Origin of the sequence: Kitasatospora sp. DSM 101779 (genome assembly GCF_025655475.1) — a bacterium.
Classification (GTDB): domain Bacteria; phylum Actinomycetota; class Actinomycetes; order Streptomycetales; family Streptomycetaceae; genus Kitasatospora.
The window spans coordinates 6,979,230-6,997,612 of the sequence record NZ_JAHTIK010000001.1 but is presented as its reverse complement, the minus strand read 5'-3'; the positions used below and the strand labels follow the sequence as shown (position 1 = coordinate 6,997,612).

At 74.9% G+C, this 18,383-nt stretch carries 15 protein-coding genes and 1 pseudogene; 4 read left to right on the top strand and 12 right to left on the bottom strand.

Annotated elements, in window-relative coordinates:
• Window positions 1-48: 48 nt before the first annotated feature.
• The 9 genes and pseudogenes from KSNIM_RS31720 to KSNIM_RS31680 form a co-directional block, all read right to left on the bottom strand.
• Window positions 49-1,797 carry a discoidin domain-containing protein gene (locus tag KSNIM_RS31720; RefSeq protein ID WP_263106576.1) on the bottom strand — a complete coding sequence of 583 codons (1,749 nt, stop codon included), beginning with the start codon at window positions 1,795-1,797 and terminating at the stop codon, window positions 49-51.
• Window positions 1,798-1,985: 188 nt separating this feature from the next.
• Entirely contained in the window at window positions 1,986-3,002 is a 1,017-nt protein-coding gene (locus KSNIM_RS31715; protein ID WP_263106574.1) for a LacI family DNA-binding transcriptional regulator, read from the bottom strand.
• 192 nt (window positions 3,003-3,194) lie between these two features.
• Window positions 3,195-4,250, bottom strand: a complete 1,056-nt coding sequence (locus KSNIM_RS31710; RefSeq protein ID WP_263106572.1) for a LacI family DNA-binding transcriptional regulator — start codon at window positions 4,248-4,250, stop codon at window positions 3,195-3,197.
• A gap of 208 nt (window positions 4,251-4,458) precedes the next feature.
• A complete protein-coding gene (locus tag KSNIM_RS31705) occupies window positions 4,459-4,881 on the bottom strand; it encodes a hypothetical protein (RefSeq protein WP_263106570.1) in 423 nt (140 codons plus the stop codon).
• 187 nt (window positions 4,882-5,068) lie between these two features.
• Window positions 5,069-5,425, bottom strand: coding sequence for a hypothetical protein (locus KSNIM_RS31700; protein ID WP_263106569.1), 357 nt, complete (start codon window positions 5,423-5,425; stop codon window positions 5,069-5,071).
• On the bottom strand, window positions 5,422-6,018 hold the full coding sequence (locus KSNIM_RS31695) for a Rieske 2Fe-2S domain-containing protein (protein WP_263106568.1): 597 nt from the start codon (window positions 6,016-6,018) through the stop codon (window positions 5,422-5,424). The genes KSNIM_RS31700 and KSNIM_RS31695 overlap by 4 nt, the downstream gene beginning before the upstream one ends.
• Window positions 6,015-6,260: pseudogene (locus tag KSNIM_RS31690) on the bottom strand (4Fe-4S ferredoxin); the annotation flags it as partial. The pseudogene KSNIM_RS31690 and the gene KSNIM_RS31695, both read right to left, overlap by 4 nt.
• An 89-nt stretch (window positions 6,261-6,349) precedes the next feature.
• A complete protein-coding gene (locus KSNIM_RS31685) occupies window positions 6,350-7,435 on the bottom strand; it encodes an MFS transporter (protein ID WP_263106567.1) in 1,086 nt (361 codons plus the stop codon).
• 113 nt (window positions 7,436-7,548) lie between these two features.
• Window positions 7,549-8,334, bottom strand: a complete 786-nt coding sequence (locus KSNIM_RS31680; RefSeq protein ID WP_263106565.1) for a hypothetical protein — start codon at window positions 8,332-8,334, stop codon at window positions 7,549-7,551.
• A gap of 54 nt (window positions 8,335-8,388) precedes the next feature.
• Between KSNIM_RS31680 and KSNIM_RS31675 the strand changes: the two genes are divergently transcribed.
• Window positions 8,389-8,952 (top strand): hypothetical protein, encoded by a 564-nt coding sequence (locus KSNIM_RS31675; RefSeq protein ID WP_263106563.1) that lies wholly within the window; start codon window positions 8,389-8,391, stop codon window positions 8,950-8,952.
• 100 nt (window positions 8,953-9,052) lie between these two features.
• On the opposite strand, the gene KSNIM_RS31670 is transcribed toward KSNIM_RS31675, so the two are convergent.
• Complete coding sequence (locus KSNIM_RS31670) at window positions 9,053-11,131, bottom strand: SpoIIE family protein phosphatase (RefSeq protein WP_263106561.1); 2,079 nt, start codon at window positions 11,129-11,131, stop codon at window positions 9,053-9,055.
• A 151-nt stretch (window positions 11,132-11,282) separates the two neighbouring features.
• Here KSNIM_RS31670 and KSNIM_RS31665 point away from each other — a divergent pair, with 151 nt between their 5' ends.
• Window positions 11,283-12,956, top strand: coding sequence for a SpoIIE family protein phosphatase (locus tag KSNIM_RS31665; RefSeq protein WP_263106559.1), 1,674 nt, complete (start codon window positions 11,283-11,285; stop codon window positions 12,954-12,956).
• A 32-nt stretch (window positions 12,957-12,988) separates the two neighbouring features.
• Here the strand turns inward: KSNIM_RS31665 and KSNIM_RS31660 are convergent, their stop codons facing one another.
• The gene (locus tag KSNIM_RS31660; protein ID WP_263106558.1) at window positions 12,989-15,076 is read right to left on the bottom strand and encodes an MDR family MFS transporter; all 2,088 of its coding nucleotides are present in this window, start codon (window positions 15,074-15,076) and stop codon (window positions 12,989-12,991) included.
• A gap of 102 nt (window positions 15,077-15,178) precedes the next feature.
• Between KSNIM_RS31660 and KSNIM_RS31655 the strand changes: the two genes are divergently transcribed.
• Window positions 15,179-15,706, top strand: a complete 528-nt coding sequence (locus KSNIM_RS31655; protein WP_263106557.1) for a 2'-5' RNA ligase family protein — start codon at window positions 15,179-15,181, stop codon at window positions 15,704-15,706.
• Window positions 15,707-15,790: 84 nt separating this feature from the next.
• Window positions 15,791-17,362 (top strand): ATP-dependent DNA ligase, encoded by a 1,572-nt coding sequence (locus tag KSNIM_RS31650; protein WP_411543806.1) that lies wholly within the window; start codon window positions 15,791-15,793, stop codon window positions 17,360-17,362.
• Window positions 17,363-17,407: 45 nt separating this feature from the next.
• Here KSNIM_RS31650 and KSNIM_RS31645 read toward each other — a convergent pair whose 3' ends face one another.
• Window positions 17,408-18,358, bottom strand: a complete 951-nt coding sequence (locus KSNIM_RS31645) for an RluA family pseudouridine synthase (protein WP_263106554.1) — start codon at window positions 18,356-18,358, stop codon at window positions 17,408-17,410.
• Window positions 18,359-18,383 lie beyond the last annotated feature (25 nt).

The following is an 18,383-nucleotide window of genomic DNA, read 5'->3' as shown; positions in this document are numbered from 1 at the left end:
CGCGCGCGGGGCTCCGGCCGGCGGCGAATCCCGCTACGGCAGGGAGGCCTACTGGTACACGCGCACGTAGTCCACGAGCATCTTCTGCGGCAGGACGGTCGAGGCGTCCGGCGCGCCCGGCCAGTCGCCGCCCACCGCGTTGTTGAGGATCAGGTAGAACGGGTGGTCGTACACCCAGGGCCCGCGGGTGGCCTCCAGGGCGGTGCGGTCCACGGTGAAGAAGGCGCTGCCGTCCACGGAGAACGTCATGTGGGCGGAATCCCAGTCCACCGCGTAGGTGTGGAAGGCGCCGGCGAAGTCGGTGCCCGCCAGGGTGTACGGCGAGCCGTACCCGCCGGCGCCGTTGTAGGCGGGCGCGTGCAGCGTCGAGTACACCGAGTCGGCGACCTTGCCGACGTGCTCCATGACGTCGATCTCACCGGAGTACGGCCACGGCGTCCCGGTCTTGAAGTCGGAGCCGAGCATCCAGAACGCCGGCCACAGGCCCTGGGTGCCGGTCACCTTGATCCGCGCCTCGGCGTGGCCGTAGGTGAAGTCGAAGTGGCCCGAGGTGTTGATCCGCCCCGAGGTGTACTGGCAGACGGTGCTGCCGGAGAGGGGGTCGCGCGGGCAGGCGGATCCGGGGGTGACCTCCTTGCGGGCCTCGATCACCAGGTTGCCGGTGCCGTCCTGGTAGAGGTTCTTGTTGCCGGTGGTGTAGTACTCCAGCTCGTTGTTGACGCCCGCACCGGGGTCGGTGGTCCACTTGCCGGTGTCCGGCGCGGTGCCGTTGGAACCGCTGAACTCGTCGCCGAAGACCAGCCGGCCGGCCGGGAAGGACGGGTTGGGCGGCAGCGGCGGCGGGGGGACTGGGCTGCCGCCGGTCCCGAACACCTGGAACTCCCAGAGCGAGTAGCCGTACTGGCCGACCCGGGCGGTCCCGTACATCCGGACGTAGCGGCCGGTGCCGTTCAGGTTGGTGATGGTCTCCTTGAACCCCTTGCCGGTGGTGGTGGAGTAGATGTCCGTCCAGTTGGCGGCGTCGTCGGAGACCTGCAGCTTGTACGCGGTGGCGTAGGCCGGGTCCCACTGCAGGATCACCTTGTGGACGGTGGCCGTGGCGCCGAGGTCGATGGAGATCCAGCCCGGGTCGCTCCAGGCGGCGGTGGCCCAGCGGGTGGCCGGGTCCTGGTCGACCGCCTTGCCCGGGGTGCAGTTGCCGCAGCTGCCGTCGTTCTGGCTGCTGGAGGCCACCGCGGGCTTGTTGTACGAGAGTTGGACGTCGCCGCCGCCGGAGCCGCCGCCCGGGGTGCCGTAGACCTGGAACTCCCAGAGCGAGTAGCCGTACTGGGTGGCGCGGGCGGTGCCGTACATCCGGACGTAGCGGCCGGTGCCGCCGACGGTGAGGTTCTGGGTGCCGCCGGTGCCGCTCGCGGTGGTGTAGACGTCCGTCCAGGTGCTGCCGTCGGCCGAGGTCTGCAGCTTGAAGCCGGTCGCGTAGGCCGCCTCCCACTGCAGGACGACCCGGCTGACGGTGGCGGTGGCGCCGAGGTCGACCTGCAGCCACTGCGGGTCGGCGAAGGCGCTGGACCAGCGGGTGCCGGCATTGCCGTCGACGGCGGCCGAGGCGGGGAAGGCCACGCCGTTCTCGGTGGAGGAGGCGGTGACGGTCTTGCCCTGCGAGAGCAGGCTCTCCGCCGCGGGGGCGGCCGGCGCGAACGGCACGAGCAGGGCGCCGAGGGCCAGCACGAGGGCGGTGAGCAACCGGGTCAGCACCCGGTGGGGGCGCGCCGCGGCGGCCGGTGGTGCGGTGGTCATGGGGAACTCCAGCTGGGTGGGGGTGGTGCGGAGTCGGTACTGCGGTGCACGGGGTGAGGCGGTGCACGAGTGGGGCGGTGCACGAGTGGGGCGGTGCGCGGGCGGTCCGCGCGTCGGCAGCCGGTACGGTCGGGTCCGGTCCATGGCCGTCCTCGGGGTGGGGGAAGGGACGGGTGGGCGGGTGCCGGTCAGGCGGAGTCGCGCAGGACGAGCGCGGTGGGCAGCACCAGCGCCGGTCCGGCCTGCTCCCCCGCCGCCAACCGCTGCACCAGGCGTACGAGTTGGCGACCGAGCTGCTCGATGGGCTGGTGCACGGTGGTGAGCGCGGGTTCGGTCGTCCGGGCACAGTCGACGTCGTCGAAGCCGACCACGGCCACGTCCTCGGGTACCCGCCGCCCGGCCCGGCGGAGCGCCTCCAGGGCGCCCAGGGCCATCAGGTCGGAGGCGGCGAACAGGCCGTCGATCCGCGGCTCCTGCGCCAACAGCCGGGCCGTGGCGGCCTGCCCTCCCTCGACGGTGAAGTCCGCCTCGGCGACCAGCGGACGGCGGTGCACCCGGCCGGTCTCCCGCAGATAGGCGCCCAGCCGGTCCTGCCCGGCCGGGGTGGACGAGGGTCCGGCGACGGTGGCGATCCGGCTGCGGCCGATCTTCTTCAGGTAGCGGACGGCGGCGGCCGCACCGCCCGCGTTGTCCACGCCCACATAGGGCAACTGGACGCCGCCGTAGGCGCGTTCGCAGCACACCACGGGGATGCCGGTGCCCGCGAGCAGCTCGGGCAGCGGATCGCGGTCGTGCACCGAGGCCAGCACCACACCGTCCACGTGCCCGCCCCGCGCGAACTGCTCGATCCGCCGCCGGCCGGCCGCCGACCCGGCCAGCAGGATCACCAACTGCTCGTCGGAATCCTCGAGTTCCGCGGTGGCACCGCGGATCAGGGTGGGGAAGAAGCCCTCCGAGAAGACCTGCCCCATGCCCTCCGGCAGCACCAGCGCGTACGAACCGGTGCGGCGGCTCACCAGCGAACGCCCGGCCTGGTTGGGCACGTACTGCAGATCGGCGACCGCCCGCAGCACCGCCGACCGGCGCCGCTCGCCGACCGGGTGCGATCCGCTGACCACCCGGGAGGCGGTGGCCCTGGACACCCCGGCCCGTTGGGCCACGTCCTCCAGGGTCGGCCGGTGCCACTCCGGGGCGGTCAGATCCACGAGCCGTCCTCCTCCGAGACAACCGAGAGAGCGCTCTCTCGTCAGCGCCACGAGAGTGCCCCCGAAAAACCTCCGGTGTCAATGGGCGCGTACCCGACTACTGGCCAGAATCGAGAAAAGGCTCTCTCGGAGGACAAGGCTCCAGGGGCGCGTGCGGGCACCCGGTGGTGCACCACACGCCCCGGGGCCGTCTCAGGCGGACTGCCGCACGACCAGCGTCGGCCGGAACACCACCATCGGCATGGTCTTCGCCGGCTCCGCGATCTGCCGCAGCACCAGCCGCGCCATCTCGGCCGCCATGTCCTCCACCGGCTGCCGCACCGTGGTCAGCTGCGGGTCGCAGGCCAGCGCGGCACTGCTGTCGTCGAAGCCGACCACCGCCACGTCCTCCGGGACGCGCCGCCCGCTGCGCGACAGCACCGGCAGCGCCCCGAGAGCCATCAGGTCGGAGGCGATGAACACCGCGTCCAGGTCGGGCGCGCGCTCCAGCAGTGCCCGCATCGCGCTCGCCCCGCCGTCCTGGGTGAAGTCGCCCTCGACGTGGACGGCGTCGCCGCGGCCGTGCGCCGCCAGCGCCTCGCGGAACCCGTCGAGCCGCTCCCGGCTGGCCGGCATGTCCAGCGGCCCGCTGATCGTGGCGATGCGCTGCCGTCCGAGGCCGACCAGGTGGTCGACGGCCAGCCGTACGCCCTCGCGCTGGTCCACGTCCACGTAGGCGATGGAGGCGGAGGAGGCGGGCCGGGAGGCGAGCACGGCCGGGATGCGGGCCTCGGTGAGCCACTGCGGCAGCGGGTCCGCGGCGTGCGAGGACACCAGGATGACGCCGTCCACGTGGCCCTGCCGGAGGTAGCCCTGCAGCTGGCCGCGCGACTCGGCGTCGTCCGCCAGCATCAGCACCATGGCCATCCCCTGCGGGCGCAGCACCTGGATCACGCCGCTCACGACCCGGCCGAAGTGCGGGTCGGTGAACATCCGGCCGACGAACGGGTCGAGCGGCTGGCCGCGGCGCTCCGCCTCGGAGACCACCAGTGCGACCGAGTTGGTGCGCCGGGTGACGAGCGAGCGGGCGGCCGAGTTCGGCACGTAGTTGGTGGCGGCGACGGCCTCCTCGACGATCCGGCGCAGCTCCGGATCGACGGTGGACTTGCCGTTCACCACGCGGGAGACGGTCGCCCGGGACACGCCGGCCACCTTGGCGACGTGTTCCAGCGTCACGGGCCTGGTCGACGGTGGCAGATCGGTGGTCACGCTGCAGTTATACCCCGAGCCCGCCCGCCGTCGGCCCCCGCCTCCCGAACCGGCGGCCCGCAGCGCCCGGGGGCGGGGACGGTCCGCCGTCCGCTCTGCACCGACGGGCCGGTGCGCCGGACCGTGCGGACCGCCCGCCGCCTACGTCCCGCAGCCGTCAGGGCCGGCGGCTACCGGGTCGCGGCGCGGAAGTGCACTCCGGGAAGTGTCAGGCGCAGGCGAGGTGCCAGACGTCGTAGGTGCCCTTGATGTAGGTGCCGCTCTCCTCCAGGCCCGCCCGGAAGTAGAAGCAGGCACCCTCGGCGAAGTCCTTGTTGCTGTTCGCCGCCGAAGTCCAGTGGAAGCCGGTGTAGCCGCCGGTGTAGTCGATGGTGTGCTTGCCGTCGGAGGTGCTGGGCTGGCCCTTGGTGGGCGTCGTGTACTCCACGCGGACGCCGTGGCCGTCCTTGCAGTGGTCCTGGAAGTAGAAGTTGTCGCCGTTGGTGGCGAAGCCCGCGTAGCCGCAGCTGTCGGGGTTGGACGACGACCAGACGTCGACCTGGGGCTCGGTGGCGGAGGCGGTGCCCGCTATGCCGACGACCATGGCCACGGCGGCGGCGGAGGCCACGGCGAAACGCTTGAGGGTGAACACGCTGTTCCTCTCCTGATCGCCGAGGGCCGTCACGGACGACGGCATTGGGGGTGCCCCGGTGATCATGGGCATGCACTATGCCGGAGAGAAGATCATTCAGCAATTCGGGCGACAGCGAGCATTCTTGACGATCCACCACGAATGCTCTCGCCCGCCCGGACACCTGCACCACGTCCCCCGCGAACGGCTACCGGTCGCCCCGCGGCGCGTACCACCAGACGACCAGCACCACCAGGAAGGACAGCGCCGAGAACCCGGTGCACCACCAGGCGGTGCCGGTGCGGCCCTCCGTCCACGCGTCGGTGGCCACCGTCAGGGCCCACAGCTGGCCGATCACGACGGTGCAGGCCAGGGCCACCCGGGCGCTGAGCATCGAGGAGCGCTCGGGTTCGTGCTCGCCGCCGGCCCCGGGTCCCGGGCCGGGGGCGTGCACCCGCGGGTCGGCGTGGCCGCTGGTCGCCCGGATCTGCGGACAGCGCTGGTGCAGCGGCCGGTTGAGCCCGGGCTGCTCGCTGCCGGCGTGGTACTCCTCGGGGGCGGTCACGAGTCGCAGCCGATCCGGTCGGCGAGGTCCGGGTCCCGTTCCCGCAGGCCGCGGCAGAGGCCGGCCTGCGGGTCCTCGCCGGACCGGGCGGTGCCGACCGCCCAGACGGCGCCGCGGGCGTCCTCGACCAGCAGCACCCTGGGCAGCGGCCGCGGCGGCGGCCCGGCGGTGACCGCGCCGGTGCGGATGTCGAACTCGCCCTCGTGGCAGGGGCAGTAGAGGTCGCCGTCGCGTCCGTGGTCGGGGCGGCGGACCACGCCGCAGGCGAGGTGGGTGCAGATCGTCGACCAGCCGACCAGGGTGCCGTCGGCGAGCCTGGCGGCGATCGCCCGGTCGTCCTCGCCGGGGTAGGAGAAGGGGACGGCCTGGCCTCGGCCGATCCGGTCGGCGATCCGCAGCGCGGTGGCGGTGCCGTCGCCGTGCCGGGGCAGCACACCGGCGGCGACGACCGCGGAGCCGACGGCGAGGCCGCCGGAGACGGTGGCGACGATCCGCAGGCAGTCGCGGCGGGTGGTGAGGGAGTCGGCGGAGATCCGGTCGACCGGGGCCGCGTGTTCGAGCGACGCCCCTTCGGGGTCCGTCGGGTCGGTCATCGCGCTGCTCCGTTCCCGGGCTCGGGGCGCCCGTTGACCTCGACGAGCGGCAGCAGGCCGCCCGGGACGGGTGCGCGGCGCTCGGCCGGCACCACGGCGGCCACCCCGGTGGCCACCTCGGCGTCGCCGAAGGAGAACTGCGCGGAGACCTCGACGCCGGACCGTTCGGCCTGGAGCTCCTCGACCGTGCCGTAGCAGCGGACGCCGGCCGGGCCGACGGTGGCGCACATCGGCGCCGGCCCGCGCGAGGCGTCGCGGAAGCCGCGGGTGCCGGGCGGTGCGATCACCGGGTCGATGCGGCGGGCGGATGCGGTGCGGCGGGCGGAGCCGGTCACCGGAAGCCCCGTTTCACCTGGGAGAGGTAGGCGCCACCGCGCAGCACCCGTGTGCAGCGCGGGCAGGTCTCGGCCCAGCTGTCGACGTCGAGGTGGAGGTCGCGCATGGTGCCGCGGAGGTTGGCGATGTACGCGGCGGTGTCGATCGGCCGGCCGCAGTTGCGGCAGGGCAGGATCCCGCCTTCGGTGCGGGAGACCGGTTTGACCAGTTGCATGCCGACGGCGGCGGGGCGCTGCACGATGTGGAAGAACTTGCCGAAGGGCAGGTAGACCAGGGTGAGCACGACGGACGCCATGTGCAGCACGGACAGGAACTGGTAGCCGCCGCCCTCGAGGGCGATCTCGGAGAGGGTGAGCAGCAGCCCGGTGACGGAGACGGTGATCAGGGCGAGCAGCGGGACGAGGTCGTAGCCGAGGCGCTGTCCGGTGACGGCCTGCCGGTCGCGCATCCGGCGCCACAGGAAGTAGCCGCTGCCGGCGATCACCATCACGGCGGCCAGGTCGAGTCCGTGGTAGAGCGCCCAGCCGAGGGCGCTGTCGTAGGTGAAGCCGACGAGCTCGACGCCCCACAGCCGCATCCGGTAGCCGGGGCCGTCCGGGCCGACGGCGGTGAAGGTGAACCAGCCCCAGGTCAGCGGGAAGGTGATGGCCGCGGCCAGCAGACAGCCCCAGAGGAGGAGTTGGCGGGCGGCCCGGTGGGCGTGCGAGCGGGCACCGAGGAACTTCTGGAAGCCGAGGCAGGTGACGGCGAGCCGGGGCAGGGCGGTGGGCAGCCGGCGCAGGTTGTGCCGGGAGAGGACGGCGCGCCGTCCCTGGCGGAAGAGGCGGGCGACCGCGGGGGAGGAGATCCAGACGGTGCAGCGGTAGACGACGCCGAAGGCGAGGAAGACGGTGGCGACGGCGTAGGGCACCAGCGCGGAGTCGAAGTCGCGCAGGCCGCGGCTGCCGAGCACGATCGCGAGGACCAGCAGGACGCAGGCGCCGCTCGCGGTGAGGGAGGCCCGCAGGGCGACCCGCCGCGGTGGTGCCGGCTCGGGCGGGGGTGCCGGCGGTGCCTCCTCCGGCAGGCTGGTCGTGGCCACCCGGTGCCTCCGTCGTCGTGTCCGCAGGGATCCCGACGACCGTATGCGGGGCGGCCGTTCGCAGCCCGCCGGGGCGGCCGGGCGGGTGAGCGGCGGCGCCCGCGGGCGGGCCGTCAGGGCAGCGGACGGACGGGTGTGCCGTCCGCGCGGGTGCCCTCCACGGTGGGGCGGCCCGCGCCGGGCCGGTCGACGACCAGGGTGCGGTCGCCGACGGAGCGGTCGGCGGCACCCGGCTCGTGCACGGTGAGGCCGACGATGCGGCGGCTGGCGGCGACGAGCAGCAGGTCGTGCCCGTCGGGGGCGCGCCAGCGGCTCCAGGCCACGGTGTCCTGGTCGAATCGGCTGCAGCCGCGGCCCTCGGCGTAGCCCGTCCTCTCGGGTTCGGCGGCACCGGGCAGCAGCAGTTCGGTGGCGGCGGAGCCGGTGCCGTTCCAGCGGTCGGTGCGCAGGCAGACCCAGGTGGCGGTGCCGGCCCGCTGGGGCAGCGGCTGGACGGCGAAGGCCCAGGCGTTCAGGGCCTTGACGCCGGGGGTGCGCTCGGGGAGGGCGCAGACGGTGCGGGCCCAGGTGGTCAGTGCCTCGGGCCCGGTGGCCTCGCGGGGTGCGCGGGCGGCCCCGGTGGTGGGCGGCGGGGTGTAGGTGAGGTGGGCGGGGGCGAGGCCGCCGAGGTCGGCGAGCAGGAAGGCGTGGTTCTCGGCGACGTCCCGGGAGGAGCGCAGCTGCAGGGCGGTGAGGTCCGGGCAGCCGCCGGCCGGGGGCGCGGGCACCGGGTCGGTGACGCCGTCCCGGCGGCCGAGCGGGCGGGCGGGCGTGTCGGGGGCGCGGAGGCTGCGGAGCGAAGCCTCGGAGATCCAGGGGGCGAGCAGGTAGCGGACGGACTCGCCGGTGCGGTGCAGCACCAGGGCGGCGGCCGTGGTGACGTCGGAGTCGTCGGAGCGGGCGAGCAGCAGGCCGTGGCCGTCCGTCCACCGGGCGATCCGGGAGCCGTCGGAGAGCAGGACGACCTGGTCGCCGTCGACGGTGCCGGCGTACAGCAGCTGCGGGGGCTCGGCGGGCGGGCCGGCGGCGGTGCCGGGTTCGAGGCCGGCGGGGGCGGTGCCGTCCCAGGCGGCGAGGGCACGGCCGAGCAGCGCCCGGTCGCCGGTGCGGTCGCCGCGGGCGGGCCAGGCGGTGTGGTCGAGCCGGGCGGTACGGCGCCACAGGCCGGGGGCGGCGCGGACGAGGCCGCCCGGTCCGGCTGCGGCGGTGGCCGAGTCGGAGCCGGGCAGCCGGAGGGCGGGTGCGCGGGACTCGTGCTGGACGAGCTGCGCGCCCGCGGCAAGGGGCAGGAGCAGCAGTGCGGCGGCGGCGATCCGGGCGGCCCGTCGGCGGCGGATCAGGTCGCCGGGCTGGACGCGGACGGTGCACGGGTCGAAGCGCTCGCCGTCCCAGTGCCGGGCGGGCGGGGCGGGGCGGCGGGCCGCGGCGCGGGGCGGCGCAGGGTGGGGCGGTCCATGGGAGCGGGCTCCGGTGGCTAGGGCTTGTCTGACAGTTCGCGTCGCAGCGGCGCGCGTCGTCGGACGAGCCCTGCGGTTCGGGCGGCAGCCGGGGTGGACTGCAGATGATCCAACGAGTTGATCATGCGATGGTTGCGGCCCGCACCGGGTCGGGGACGCGCTGCTCGGACCAGACGGTCTTGCCGCGTTCCCCGTACCGGGTGCCCCAGCGGCGGCTCAGGTGCATCACCAGGAACAGGCCGCGGCCGCCCTCGTCCCCGCTGCGGGCGAGCCGCATGTGCGGGGCGGCGGAGTTGCTGTCGGAGACCTCGCAGAGCAGGCCGCGGTCGCGGATCAGCCGCAGCCGCACGGGTCCGCGGCCGTAGCGGATGGCGTTGGTGACCAGCTCGCTGACGATCAGTTCGGTGTCGGCGACGATCGAAGCCAGTCCCCAGGCGGTCAGCTGCTGGGCGACGAGGGTGCGCGCGGTGGCGACCACGGCCGGGTCGGCGGGCAGCGTCCAGAGGGCGACCCGGTCGCTGCCGAAGAGCTTCGTCCGGGCGAGCAGCAGCAGCGCGTCCTCGTCGAGCCGGTGCGGCACGGCGGCGTACGCGACGTCGTCGCACAGCTCGCGCAGGCTGCGGTCGGGGTGGGCGAGCAGCCGGCGCAGCCGGTCCCGGCCGGACCGGTCACCGGTGTCGGCGCCCGCGGTGAGGCCGCGGGTGTGCAGGGCGAGCAGGCTGCCCTCGGGGAGTTCGGCGGAGACCGCCTCGTAGCCCTCGCCGCCGCCGCGGCCGAGCGCCGGGCCGACGGGCACCTCGAAGTCGAGCAGGCCGCCGTCGCGGGCGATCGGCACCAGCGGGGGGTGGCCGGCGGCGGCCGCGCTGCACCGGCCGGTCACCGGGTCGTAGACGAGGTAGAGGCAGCTGGCGGCGACCGGCGGCTCGCCCGGTTCCGGGACGGTCTCCTCGGCGAGGCGCCGGACGGTCTCGTCGAGGACGCCGAGCAGTTCGTCGGCGGGGAGGTCCTGACGGGCCAGGGTCTGCACGACGGTGCGCAGCTGGCCCATGGTGGCGGCCGCCTCGACGCCGCGTCCGGCGACCGTGCCGCAGACCAGGGCGACCCGACCGCCGGAGAGCGGGACGACGTCGAACCAGTCCGCGCCGGCGTCGCCGGACAGGTGCAGGTAGGCCGTGTCGACGGCGGGCAGGTCGGGCGGCCGGACGGGCAGCAGGCGCCGCTGCAGTGTGGTCGCGATGGTCCGCTCGTGCAGGTACTGCCAGGACCGGTGGACGCTGAGCGTCGTCCGGCCGGCCAGCTCGGCCGCCAGCTCGAGGTCCTGCTCCCCGAACGGCGCCCCGGTGGTCGTCCGGATGAAGGCGGCGAGGCCGAGCGCGGTGCCGTGCACGGTGAGCGGCGCGACGATCAGCGAGTGCGCCCCGGCCTCGGCGAGCCGCCGGGCCCGCACCGGATCGGCCGCCAGCAGCGGTTCGTCCGGGGTGAGGCGGGCGATCAGCCGGGGGTGGTGGTCGTGCATGCTCTGGGTGAGCACGGTCGGGAAGTGCAGTGAGGTCAGCTCGCCGGGCTCCGTCGCGCTGCGGAACTCCTCCACGGAGCGGAGCACCACCCGGCGCAGCGGCGCATCGGCGGCGACCGGTCCGGGGAGCAGTCGGCGCCCGCGCAGCACGTCGTCCAGCAGGTCGACGATCACGGCGTCGGCGAACCGGCCGATCGCCACCTCGGCGAGTTCCCCGGCGGTGGCCGAGGCGTCCAGGGTGGAGCCGATCAGCCGCTGGGCGTCGTGGAGGATCGCCAGCCGGTCCGCCGTGGCCTGCTGCTCGGTGACGTCCTCGACCATCACGGCCAGGCCGAGCACCCGGCCGCCGGGCGCGCTCAGCCGGAAGACCGACAGCGAGACGACCATCGGCCGCTCCGGATCGTGCGGGAGCGTGCCGGTGACCTGGAAACGCCGCACCGACTTGCCGCTGGCCAGCACGGAACGGGCGAGCTCGGTCAGCTTCTCGTGCGGGAAACCGGGGGCGAACTCCTCCACCGTCCGACCCACCACCGCGTCCGGCGGCATGCCGCGCATGCCGCGCGCGGCGGTGTTGAAGCGCACCACCCGCAGATCCGGATCCAGCACGAACAGGCCGGCCGGGGCACGGGTGAACAGCGCCTCCAGCAGAGCGGCGTCGGTGCGGTCGCGGTCGTTCGGCTGCACGGGTGCACCCCTCTCCGGGCCTAGGGCTCGCTCTCCACCTTGTCAGCGCCCGGGCGCGCGGCAAGTCGGCGCCGGGGCGGGTGCGGATGCAGCCGCCCCGCCCGCCCGCGACGATGGAGGGCAGACCTGCTGCCGGAAGGCGGTGACGCCCGTGGCCGACGACCGTGTGTGGCGCACCCTGCCGTCCCCCGTGCGCGAGCTGCTGGAAGGCACACCCGGCGCGGTCGGCGTCCTCGACACCGACCTGCGGTACGTGTACGTCAACACCGCCCTGGCCCGGCTGAACGGCGCACCCGCCGCCGACCACATCGGCCGCACCATCGCCGAGATCGTGCCCGGCATCGACGCGCGGCTCGACGTGCTGCGGGCCGTGCTCGCCGACGGCGTCCCCCGCGAGACCACCTCCAGCGGCCAGACCCGGGTGCCCTCCCCGCTCGCCCGGCGCTACTTCCACGGCGCCTACCACCGGCTGGAGGTGGACGGCACGGTCGTCGGCCTCGCCGGCATCGTGCTGGAGGTGACCGCGTCCCGGCAGCAGCAGAACGAGCTGGAACGCGCCCGCGAGCGGCTCGCCATGCTCGACAGCGCCTCCACCCGGATCGGCACCACCCTCGACATGGACACCACCTGCGTCGAACTCGCCCGCTTCCTCGTCCCCGAACTCGGCGACGCCGCCTCGGTGGACGTGCTGCCGCCCGAGGACGCCCCCGCCGCGCACACCCTCCCCGGCGTCCTGCGGCTGCGCCGCGCCTCCCTGGTCGCGGTGCCCGAACTGGAGGAGACCGCGGCGGCGCTCGGCAAGGCCGGCGAGCACATCGACCACCAGCCCGGCTCGGCCGCCCGCCGCGCGCTGGAGAGCGGGCGGCCGGTGATCGAGAACATGCCGAGCGACGACCGGCTCGGCCGGGCCGCGGCGCACCCGGACCGGCTGGCGGCGCTGCGCCGCGGCGGCGTGCACTCCGGCCTGGTGGTACCGCTGGTGGCCCGCGGCCGGGCGCTCGGCACGGTCACCCTGATCCGGGCCGGCGACTCCCCGCTGTTCACCCAGGACGACACCGTGGTGGCGGCCGACCTGGCGCTGCGGGCCGCCGTCAGCATCGACAACGCCCGCCGCTTCACCCGCGAGCACGGCATCGCCCTCGACCTGCAGCGCGCCCTGCTCGCCGAGCCCGGCGCCCCGCACCCGGGCCTCGAAGTGGCCTTCCGCTACCGGCCCGCCGGGGCGAGCGCCCTGGTCGGCGGCGACTTCTACGAGACGGTGGCCCGGCCCGACGGCAGCACCCTGCTGGCGATCGGCGACGTGATGGGGCACAGCCTGGAGGCCGCCGTCGAGATGAGCCACTACCAGGCGATGCTGCGGATGGTCGCCGCCGGGAACCTGCCGCCGGGCCGGGTCCTGGACCGGATGGACCGGCTGACCGCACCGCTCGCCACCGGGCGACCGGCCACCTGCCTCGCGCTGGTGATGTCCCCGGAGACCGGCACCTGCACCTTCGCCAGCGCGGGGCACCTGCCGCCGGCCCTGGTCGCCCCCGACGGGACGGTCCGTCTGCTCCCTGTCGAGCCCGGCCCGCCGCTCGCCGCCGGGTTCAGCGGGTTCCCCGAGGCCACCGCGCAGTGCCCGCCCGGCCATCACCTGCTGCTGTACACCGACGGCCTGGTCGAGCGCCGCGACGAGGCCATCGACGCCTCGCTCGCCCGCCTCACCCACCTGCGGCTCCCCCCGGACGCCCGCGGCGAACAGCTCCTGGACGCCGTCCTCACCGGCCTCTCCCCCACCGCCGACGACGATGTCGCCCTGCTGACGGCCACCCTGCGGACCTGAGCACCACCACCGGGGCCGCAGGTCCGAAGCCGCTAGCCCTGGCGCCTGCCCGTCCCTGCCTCGTTGCCCAGCATCCTCGCCGGGAGGCCCTCGGTCAGGTCCTCCGCGATGAGGCGTTTGGCGATGGTGTCGACGGCGGCGCGGAGTTCGGCGCTGCGGGGGCGGCCGGCCTCGCGTTCCAGCTGTTCGTTCAGCCACTGGGCCCAGGCGTGGCCGATCTGCTCGGCCTCCCGCTGCCCCGCCTCGGTGTGCATGAAGTAGCCGTTCACCCGGGACAGCCACCCCTCACCGACGGCCCGGTCGAAGACCGGTTCGAGCACTTCGCCGGGCAGCCGCCGGCGGGCCGCGATCAGGGTGAGCGAGGCGTGGCCGACCGTCCGGGTGAAGAGTTCGACCTGCATGACGGCCCAGGCCACGGCGGTGTCCAGCCGAGTGCCGGAGCGGGCGACGATCTCCCGGGCGGTCTGCTGGTCGGTACCGCGGATGATCTTGGCGACGGCGAGTTCCAGCACCCGCGCCGAGTCCCCGGAGACCGGGGAGGCGAAGCCCTCGCCCATGTCGGTGGAGGTGGCGCGGGTGGAGTCGCGGAGCCTCACCTGCTTGAGGAAGAGCGCGACGACGAAGCCGACCGCGGCCACCGGCACCGTCCACAGGAAGACGGTGTGCAGGGTGTCCGCGTAGGCGTCGACGATCGGCGCGGCCTGGTCGGCGGGCAGCGCGTGCAGGTCCTTCGGGTTGGAGGCGGCGCGCGCCAGGGCGGCCGGGTCGGCGCCGGTGAGCCGGGCGGACGTGGCGATGCCCTCGGCCAGCCGGTCACCGAGGGTGTTGGTGTAGATGGTGCCGAAGACGGCCGTACCGAACGAGCTGCCGAGGGTGCGGAAGAACGTGACGCCGGAGGTGGAGGTGCCGAGGTCGGCGTAGTCCACGGTGTTCTGCACGGCGATGGTGAGCACCTGCATGCACAGGCCGATGCCGGCGCCGAGCACCAGCATGTAGAGCGACTGCAGCCAGCTCGGGGTGTCGGCGTCCATCAGCGACAGCAGGTACAGGCCGACGCCCATCACGGCCGAGCCGACGATCGGGAAGATCCGGTAGCGGCCGGTGCGGCTGACCATGGTGCCGCTGAACACCGAGGCGATCAGCAGGCCGAAGACCATCGGCAGGGTCCGCACCCCGGAGACGGTGGCCGAGTCCCCGTCGACGTACTGCAGGAAGGTCGGCAGGAAGGTCATCGCGCCGAGCATCGCGAAGCCGACGATGAAGCTGAGCACCGCGCAGACCGTGAAGACCGGGTTGCGGAACAACCGCATCGGCAGCATCGGCTCGGCGGCGCGGGTCTCCACCCGGCAGAACAGGCCGAGCGCGACGGCGCCGCCGACGAACAGGCCGAGGATGACCGGCGAGCTCCAGGCGTACTGGTTGCCGCCCCAGCTGGTCGCCAGGATCACCGCGCTCGCACCGACCGCGACCAGGGCGATGCCCAGGTAGTCGATGACCGGGCGGCCGGGGGCCCGCACCGAGGGGAGCGTCCGGGCCGCGGCCAGCACGACCACGATCGCGATCGGGACGTTGACGTAGAACGCCCAGCGCCGGGTCAGGTGGTCGGTGAACAGCCCGCCGAGCAGCGGGCCGATGACGGTGGCCACGCCGAACACCGCACCGATCGCGCCCTGGTACTTGCCGCGTTCGCGCAGCGGGATGACGTCGGCGATCAGCGCCATCGAGGTGACCATCAGACCGCCCGCGCCGACGCCCTGCATGGCCCGCCAGGCGATCAGCATCAGCATGTCGGTGGACAGGCCGCACAGGAACGAGCCGGTGATGAAGACGATCGCCGACACCTGGAAGACCAGCTTGCGCCCGAACAGGTCGCCGAATTTGCCGACCAGGGCGGTGGTGACCGTCTCGGCGAGCAGGTACGAGGTGACCACCCAGGACATGTGCTGGGCGCCGCCGAGGTCGGAGACGATCGTCGGCAGCGCGGTGCCCACGATCGTCTGGTCGAGGGCGGCCAGCAGCATGCCGAGCATGATCGTGACGAAGACCACGTTGCGCTGCCGCCGGTCCAGGACGGGCGGCGCGGCGGCCGGGGCCGGCGGGCTGCTCTCGGTGGTGGTCACCCTCGCATGGTCGCCCGGCGGGCGGCCGGGCGCCCGCCTGGGGCCGCCGCGGCGGTGAACCCGGTCGGCCGGGGCGCGGCGGCCGGGTCGTAGCGTGGGCCCATGCAGACCGTCGAGCTGACCTGCGCGCCCGCCCTCGACGCGGCGGTGCGCGGGGTCTGGCAGCAGCTCTCCGGGGCCGACCTCCCGAGCCTCGCCCACAACACCCACCCCGGGCACCGGCCGCACCTGACGCTGGCCTCCTGCGGGGCCGCGCCCGAGGGGGCGTTGGACGCGGTGGGCGAGCTGCTCGCCGAGGCGCTGCCGCTCCCGGTCCGGCTGAGCGGGCTGCTGTCGTTCTCGGCGCGCAGCCGCCGACGGGTGCTCAGCTGGGCCGTGGTGCCGAGCTTCGAGCTGGTCGACCTGCACCGCCGCGTCTGGCTCCTGCTGGACGGCGCCGCGGACCCCAACCCGCACTACCTGCCGGGCCGCTGGGCCCCGCACATCGGCCTGACCCGCCGCCTGGAGCCCGAGGAGCTGGCCCTCGCCCACACCGTGGTCGGCCGCCACCCGGACCTGACGGGCAGCTTCGACGCGGGCCGGAGCTACGACACCCTCACCGGCGCGACCGTGCCCCTCGGCCGGCTCTGACCGCGCCCCACCCCATCGCGCACCCCATCGCGCACCCGATCCCGCACCCGGGAAGCACGGCGGCGGGCGCGGCGCCGGGGCAGGATGGCAGGCACAGGCCCCGCCACGGAAGAGGAGTCGGCCGTGCTGGAACGTGTCGCCCTGGCCTCGGAGGCCGTGGCCGCCGAGCCGGGTCGGACGGCGAAGATCGTCCTGCTCGCGGACTGCCTGCGGGAACTCGGCCCGCGGGAGGCCCCCGCGGCGGTCGCACTGCTCTCCGGGGAGTCCCGGCGGATGCGGGTCGGCGTCGGCTACGCGGCGCTGCGCGAGCTGCCGCCGCCGGCCGCGGCGGCCACCCTCGGGACGGCCGAGACCGAGGCTCTGCTCGGCGAACTGGCAGCGGTGCACGGCCGCGGTGCACAGGCCGCCCGGCGGACGCTCCTCGACACCCTCTTCGGACGGGCCACCGCGCCCGAACAGCGGCTGCTGCGCGGCGTGCTGGTCGGCGAACTGCGGCAGGGCGCGCTGGACGGCGTGATGGCGGAGGCCGTGGCCAGGGCCGCCGGGGTGCCGGCACCGGCGGTGCGGCGGGCGCTGATGTTCCGCGGCTCGGCACGGGCGGTCGCCGAGGCGGCGCTCACCGGCGGGGCCGCGGCGCTGGCCGCGTTCGGGCTGGAGGTCGGCCGGCCGGTGCGGCCGATGCTGGCCTCCTCCGCGCCGGGCGTCGCCGAGGCGCTGGCGAAGGTCTCGCCCGCCGCCCTGGAGTGGAAGCTGGACGGCATCCGGGTGCAGGTGCACCGGTCGGGCGGCGAGGTGGGGGTGTTCACCCGCAGCCTGGACGACATCACCGCCCGGGTGCCGGAACTCGTCGAGGCCGCCCTGGCCCTGCCGGTCCGCTCGGCCGTCCTGGACGGCGAGGCGATCGCGCTCGGCCCGGACGGCAGGCCCCGGCCCTTCCAGGTGACGGCCGCACGCACCGCCTCCCGGCAGGACCCGGAGCGGCTGCGCGCCGAGGTGCCGCTGCACCCCTACTTCTTCGACCTGCTGCACCTGGACGGCACCGACCTGGTGGACGAGCCCGGTGAACACCGCTGGGCCGCCCTCGCCGGCCTGGTCGACGAGCCGCGGCGGGTGCCCCGGCTGGTCACCGCCGACCCCGAGCAGGCCGCCGGCTTCCTGGCCGACGCGCTCGGTCACGGCCACGAGGGCGTGGTCGTCAAGGACCTCGCGGCACGGTACGAGGCGGGCCGGCGCGGCGCCGGATGGATCAAGGTGAAGCCGCACCACACCCTGGACCTGGTGGTGCTTGCCGCCGAGTGGGGCACCGGGCGGCGCCGCGGGTGGCTGAGCAACCTGCATCTGGGGGCGCGGTCCGGCGGCGAGGCGGGCCTGCCGGAGTGGGTGATGCTCGGCAAGACCTTCAAGGGGCTGACCGACGAACTGCTGGCCTGGCAGACCCGGGAGCTGCTCGCCCGGGAGACCGGTCGCGGCGACTACGACGTGCAGGTGCGGCCGGAGCTGGTGGTCGAGGTCGCCTTCGACGGCCTGCAGCGCAGTCCCCGCTACCCGGCCGGACTGGCCCTCCGCTTCGCCCGGGTCGTCCGCTACCGGCCCGACAAGACCGCCGCCGAGGCCGACACCGTCGCCACCGTCCGTGCGCTCGCCGCAACCCACTAGGAGTCGCCTTCGAAGGTGCGGTCGATTCAGGGGCGCGTGGGGGCACTAAACACCCTCGTCCCAGGCCTCGGGGGAGGTCCAGGCGGCCAGGGTGCGGCGGCTCTCGAAGTGGAGCGGCTCCTTGCTGACCGGGTCGGTGAACTCCAGTACTGCGGCCAGCAGTTGGAGCGGGCGACGGAAGTCGTCCGGGGCCTGCTCGGGGAGCACCCGGGGGTAGAGCGGGTCGCCGAGGATCGGCAGGCCGAGCGAGGCCATGTGCAGGCGCAACTGGTGGGTGCGGCCGGTGTGCGGGTGCAGCCGGTAGCGGGCGAGGCCGTCGCGGTGCTCGGCGAGTTCGATCCGGGTCTCGCTGTTGGGCTCCCCCGCGACCTCCCGGGCGGCGAGCTCGCCGCGCTCCTTGACCATCCGGCTGCGGACGGTGACCGGCATCGGCCTCTGCGGGTCGTACCCGGCGATCGCCTCGTACTCCTTGCGGACCGCCCGGCGTTCGAACAGGCCCTGGTAGGCGCCGCGCAGCTCGGGTCGGGCGACGAAGAGCACCAGCCCGGCGGTGAGCCGGTCGAGGCGGTGGGCGGGGCTGAGGCCGGGCAGGCCGAGGTCGCGGCGCAGCCGGGCGAGGGCGGTCTCCGTGACGTGCCGCCCGCGCGGGGTGGTGGAGAGGAAGTGCGGCTTGTCGACGACGACGATCCGCTCGTCCCGGTGCAGGACGTCGACGGCGAAGGGGACCGGGGTCTCCGGCTCCAGCTCCCGGTGGAACCAGACGTACGCGCCGGGCCGGTAGGGGGCCTCGGCGGCGAGCGGGCCTTCGGCGGTGACGAAGACGCCCGACCGCAGCATCGCCGCCACCCGCTCGGGGCCGACGGCCGGGCCGTAGCGCTCCAGCAGGTACGCGCCCGCGGTGGGCCACGGCCCCTCCGGCGGCAGCCGGAGCCGGACCGCGTCGATGCCGTCCCGCTGCGGCAGCGGGCTCGCCGGAATGCCTGACCTGCGTCTCACCGTGCGAACCCTATCGGCCGTACCG

Bases quoted from the DNA above. Each gene is read 5' to 3' on its own strand.
- KSNIM_RS31720 (WP_263106576.1), bottom strand. From the start codon at position 1,797: ATGACCACCGCACCACCGGCCGCCGCGGCGCGCCCCCACCGGGTGCTG.
- KSNIM_RS31695 (WP_263106568.1), bottom strand. From the start codon at position 6,018: ATGACCGACCCGACGGACCCCGAAGGGGCGTCGCTCGAACACGCGGCC.
- KSNIM_RS31655 (WP_263106557.1), top strand. From the start codon at position 15,179: ATGCAGACCGTCGAGCTGACCTGCGCGCCCGCCCTCGACGCGGCGGTG.
- KSNIM_RS31650 (WP_411543806.1), top strand. From the start codon at position 15,791: ATGGCAGGCACAGGCCCCGCCACGGAAGAGGAGTCGGCCGTGCTGGAA.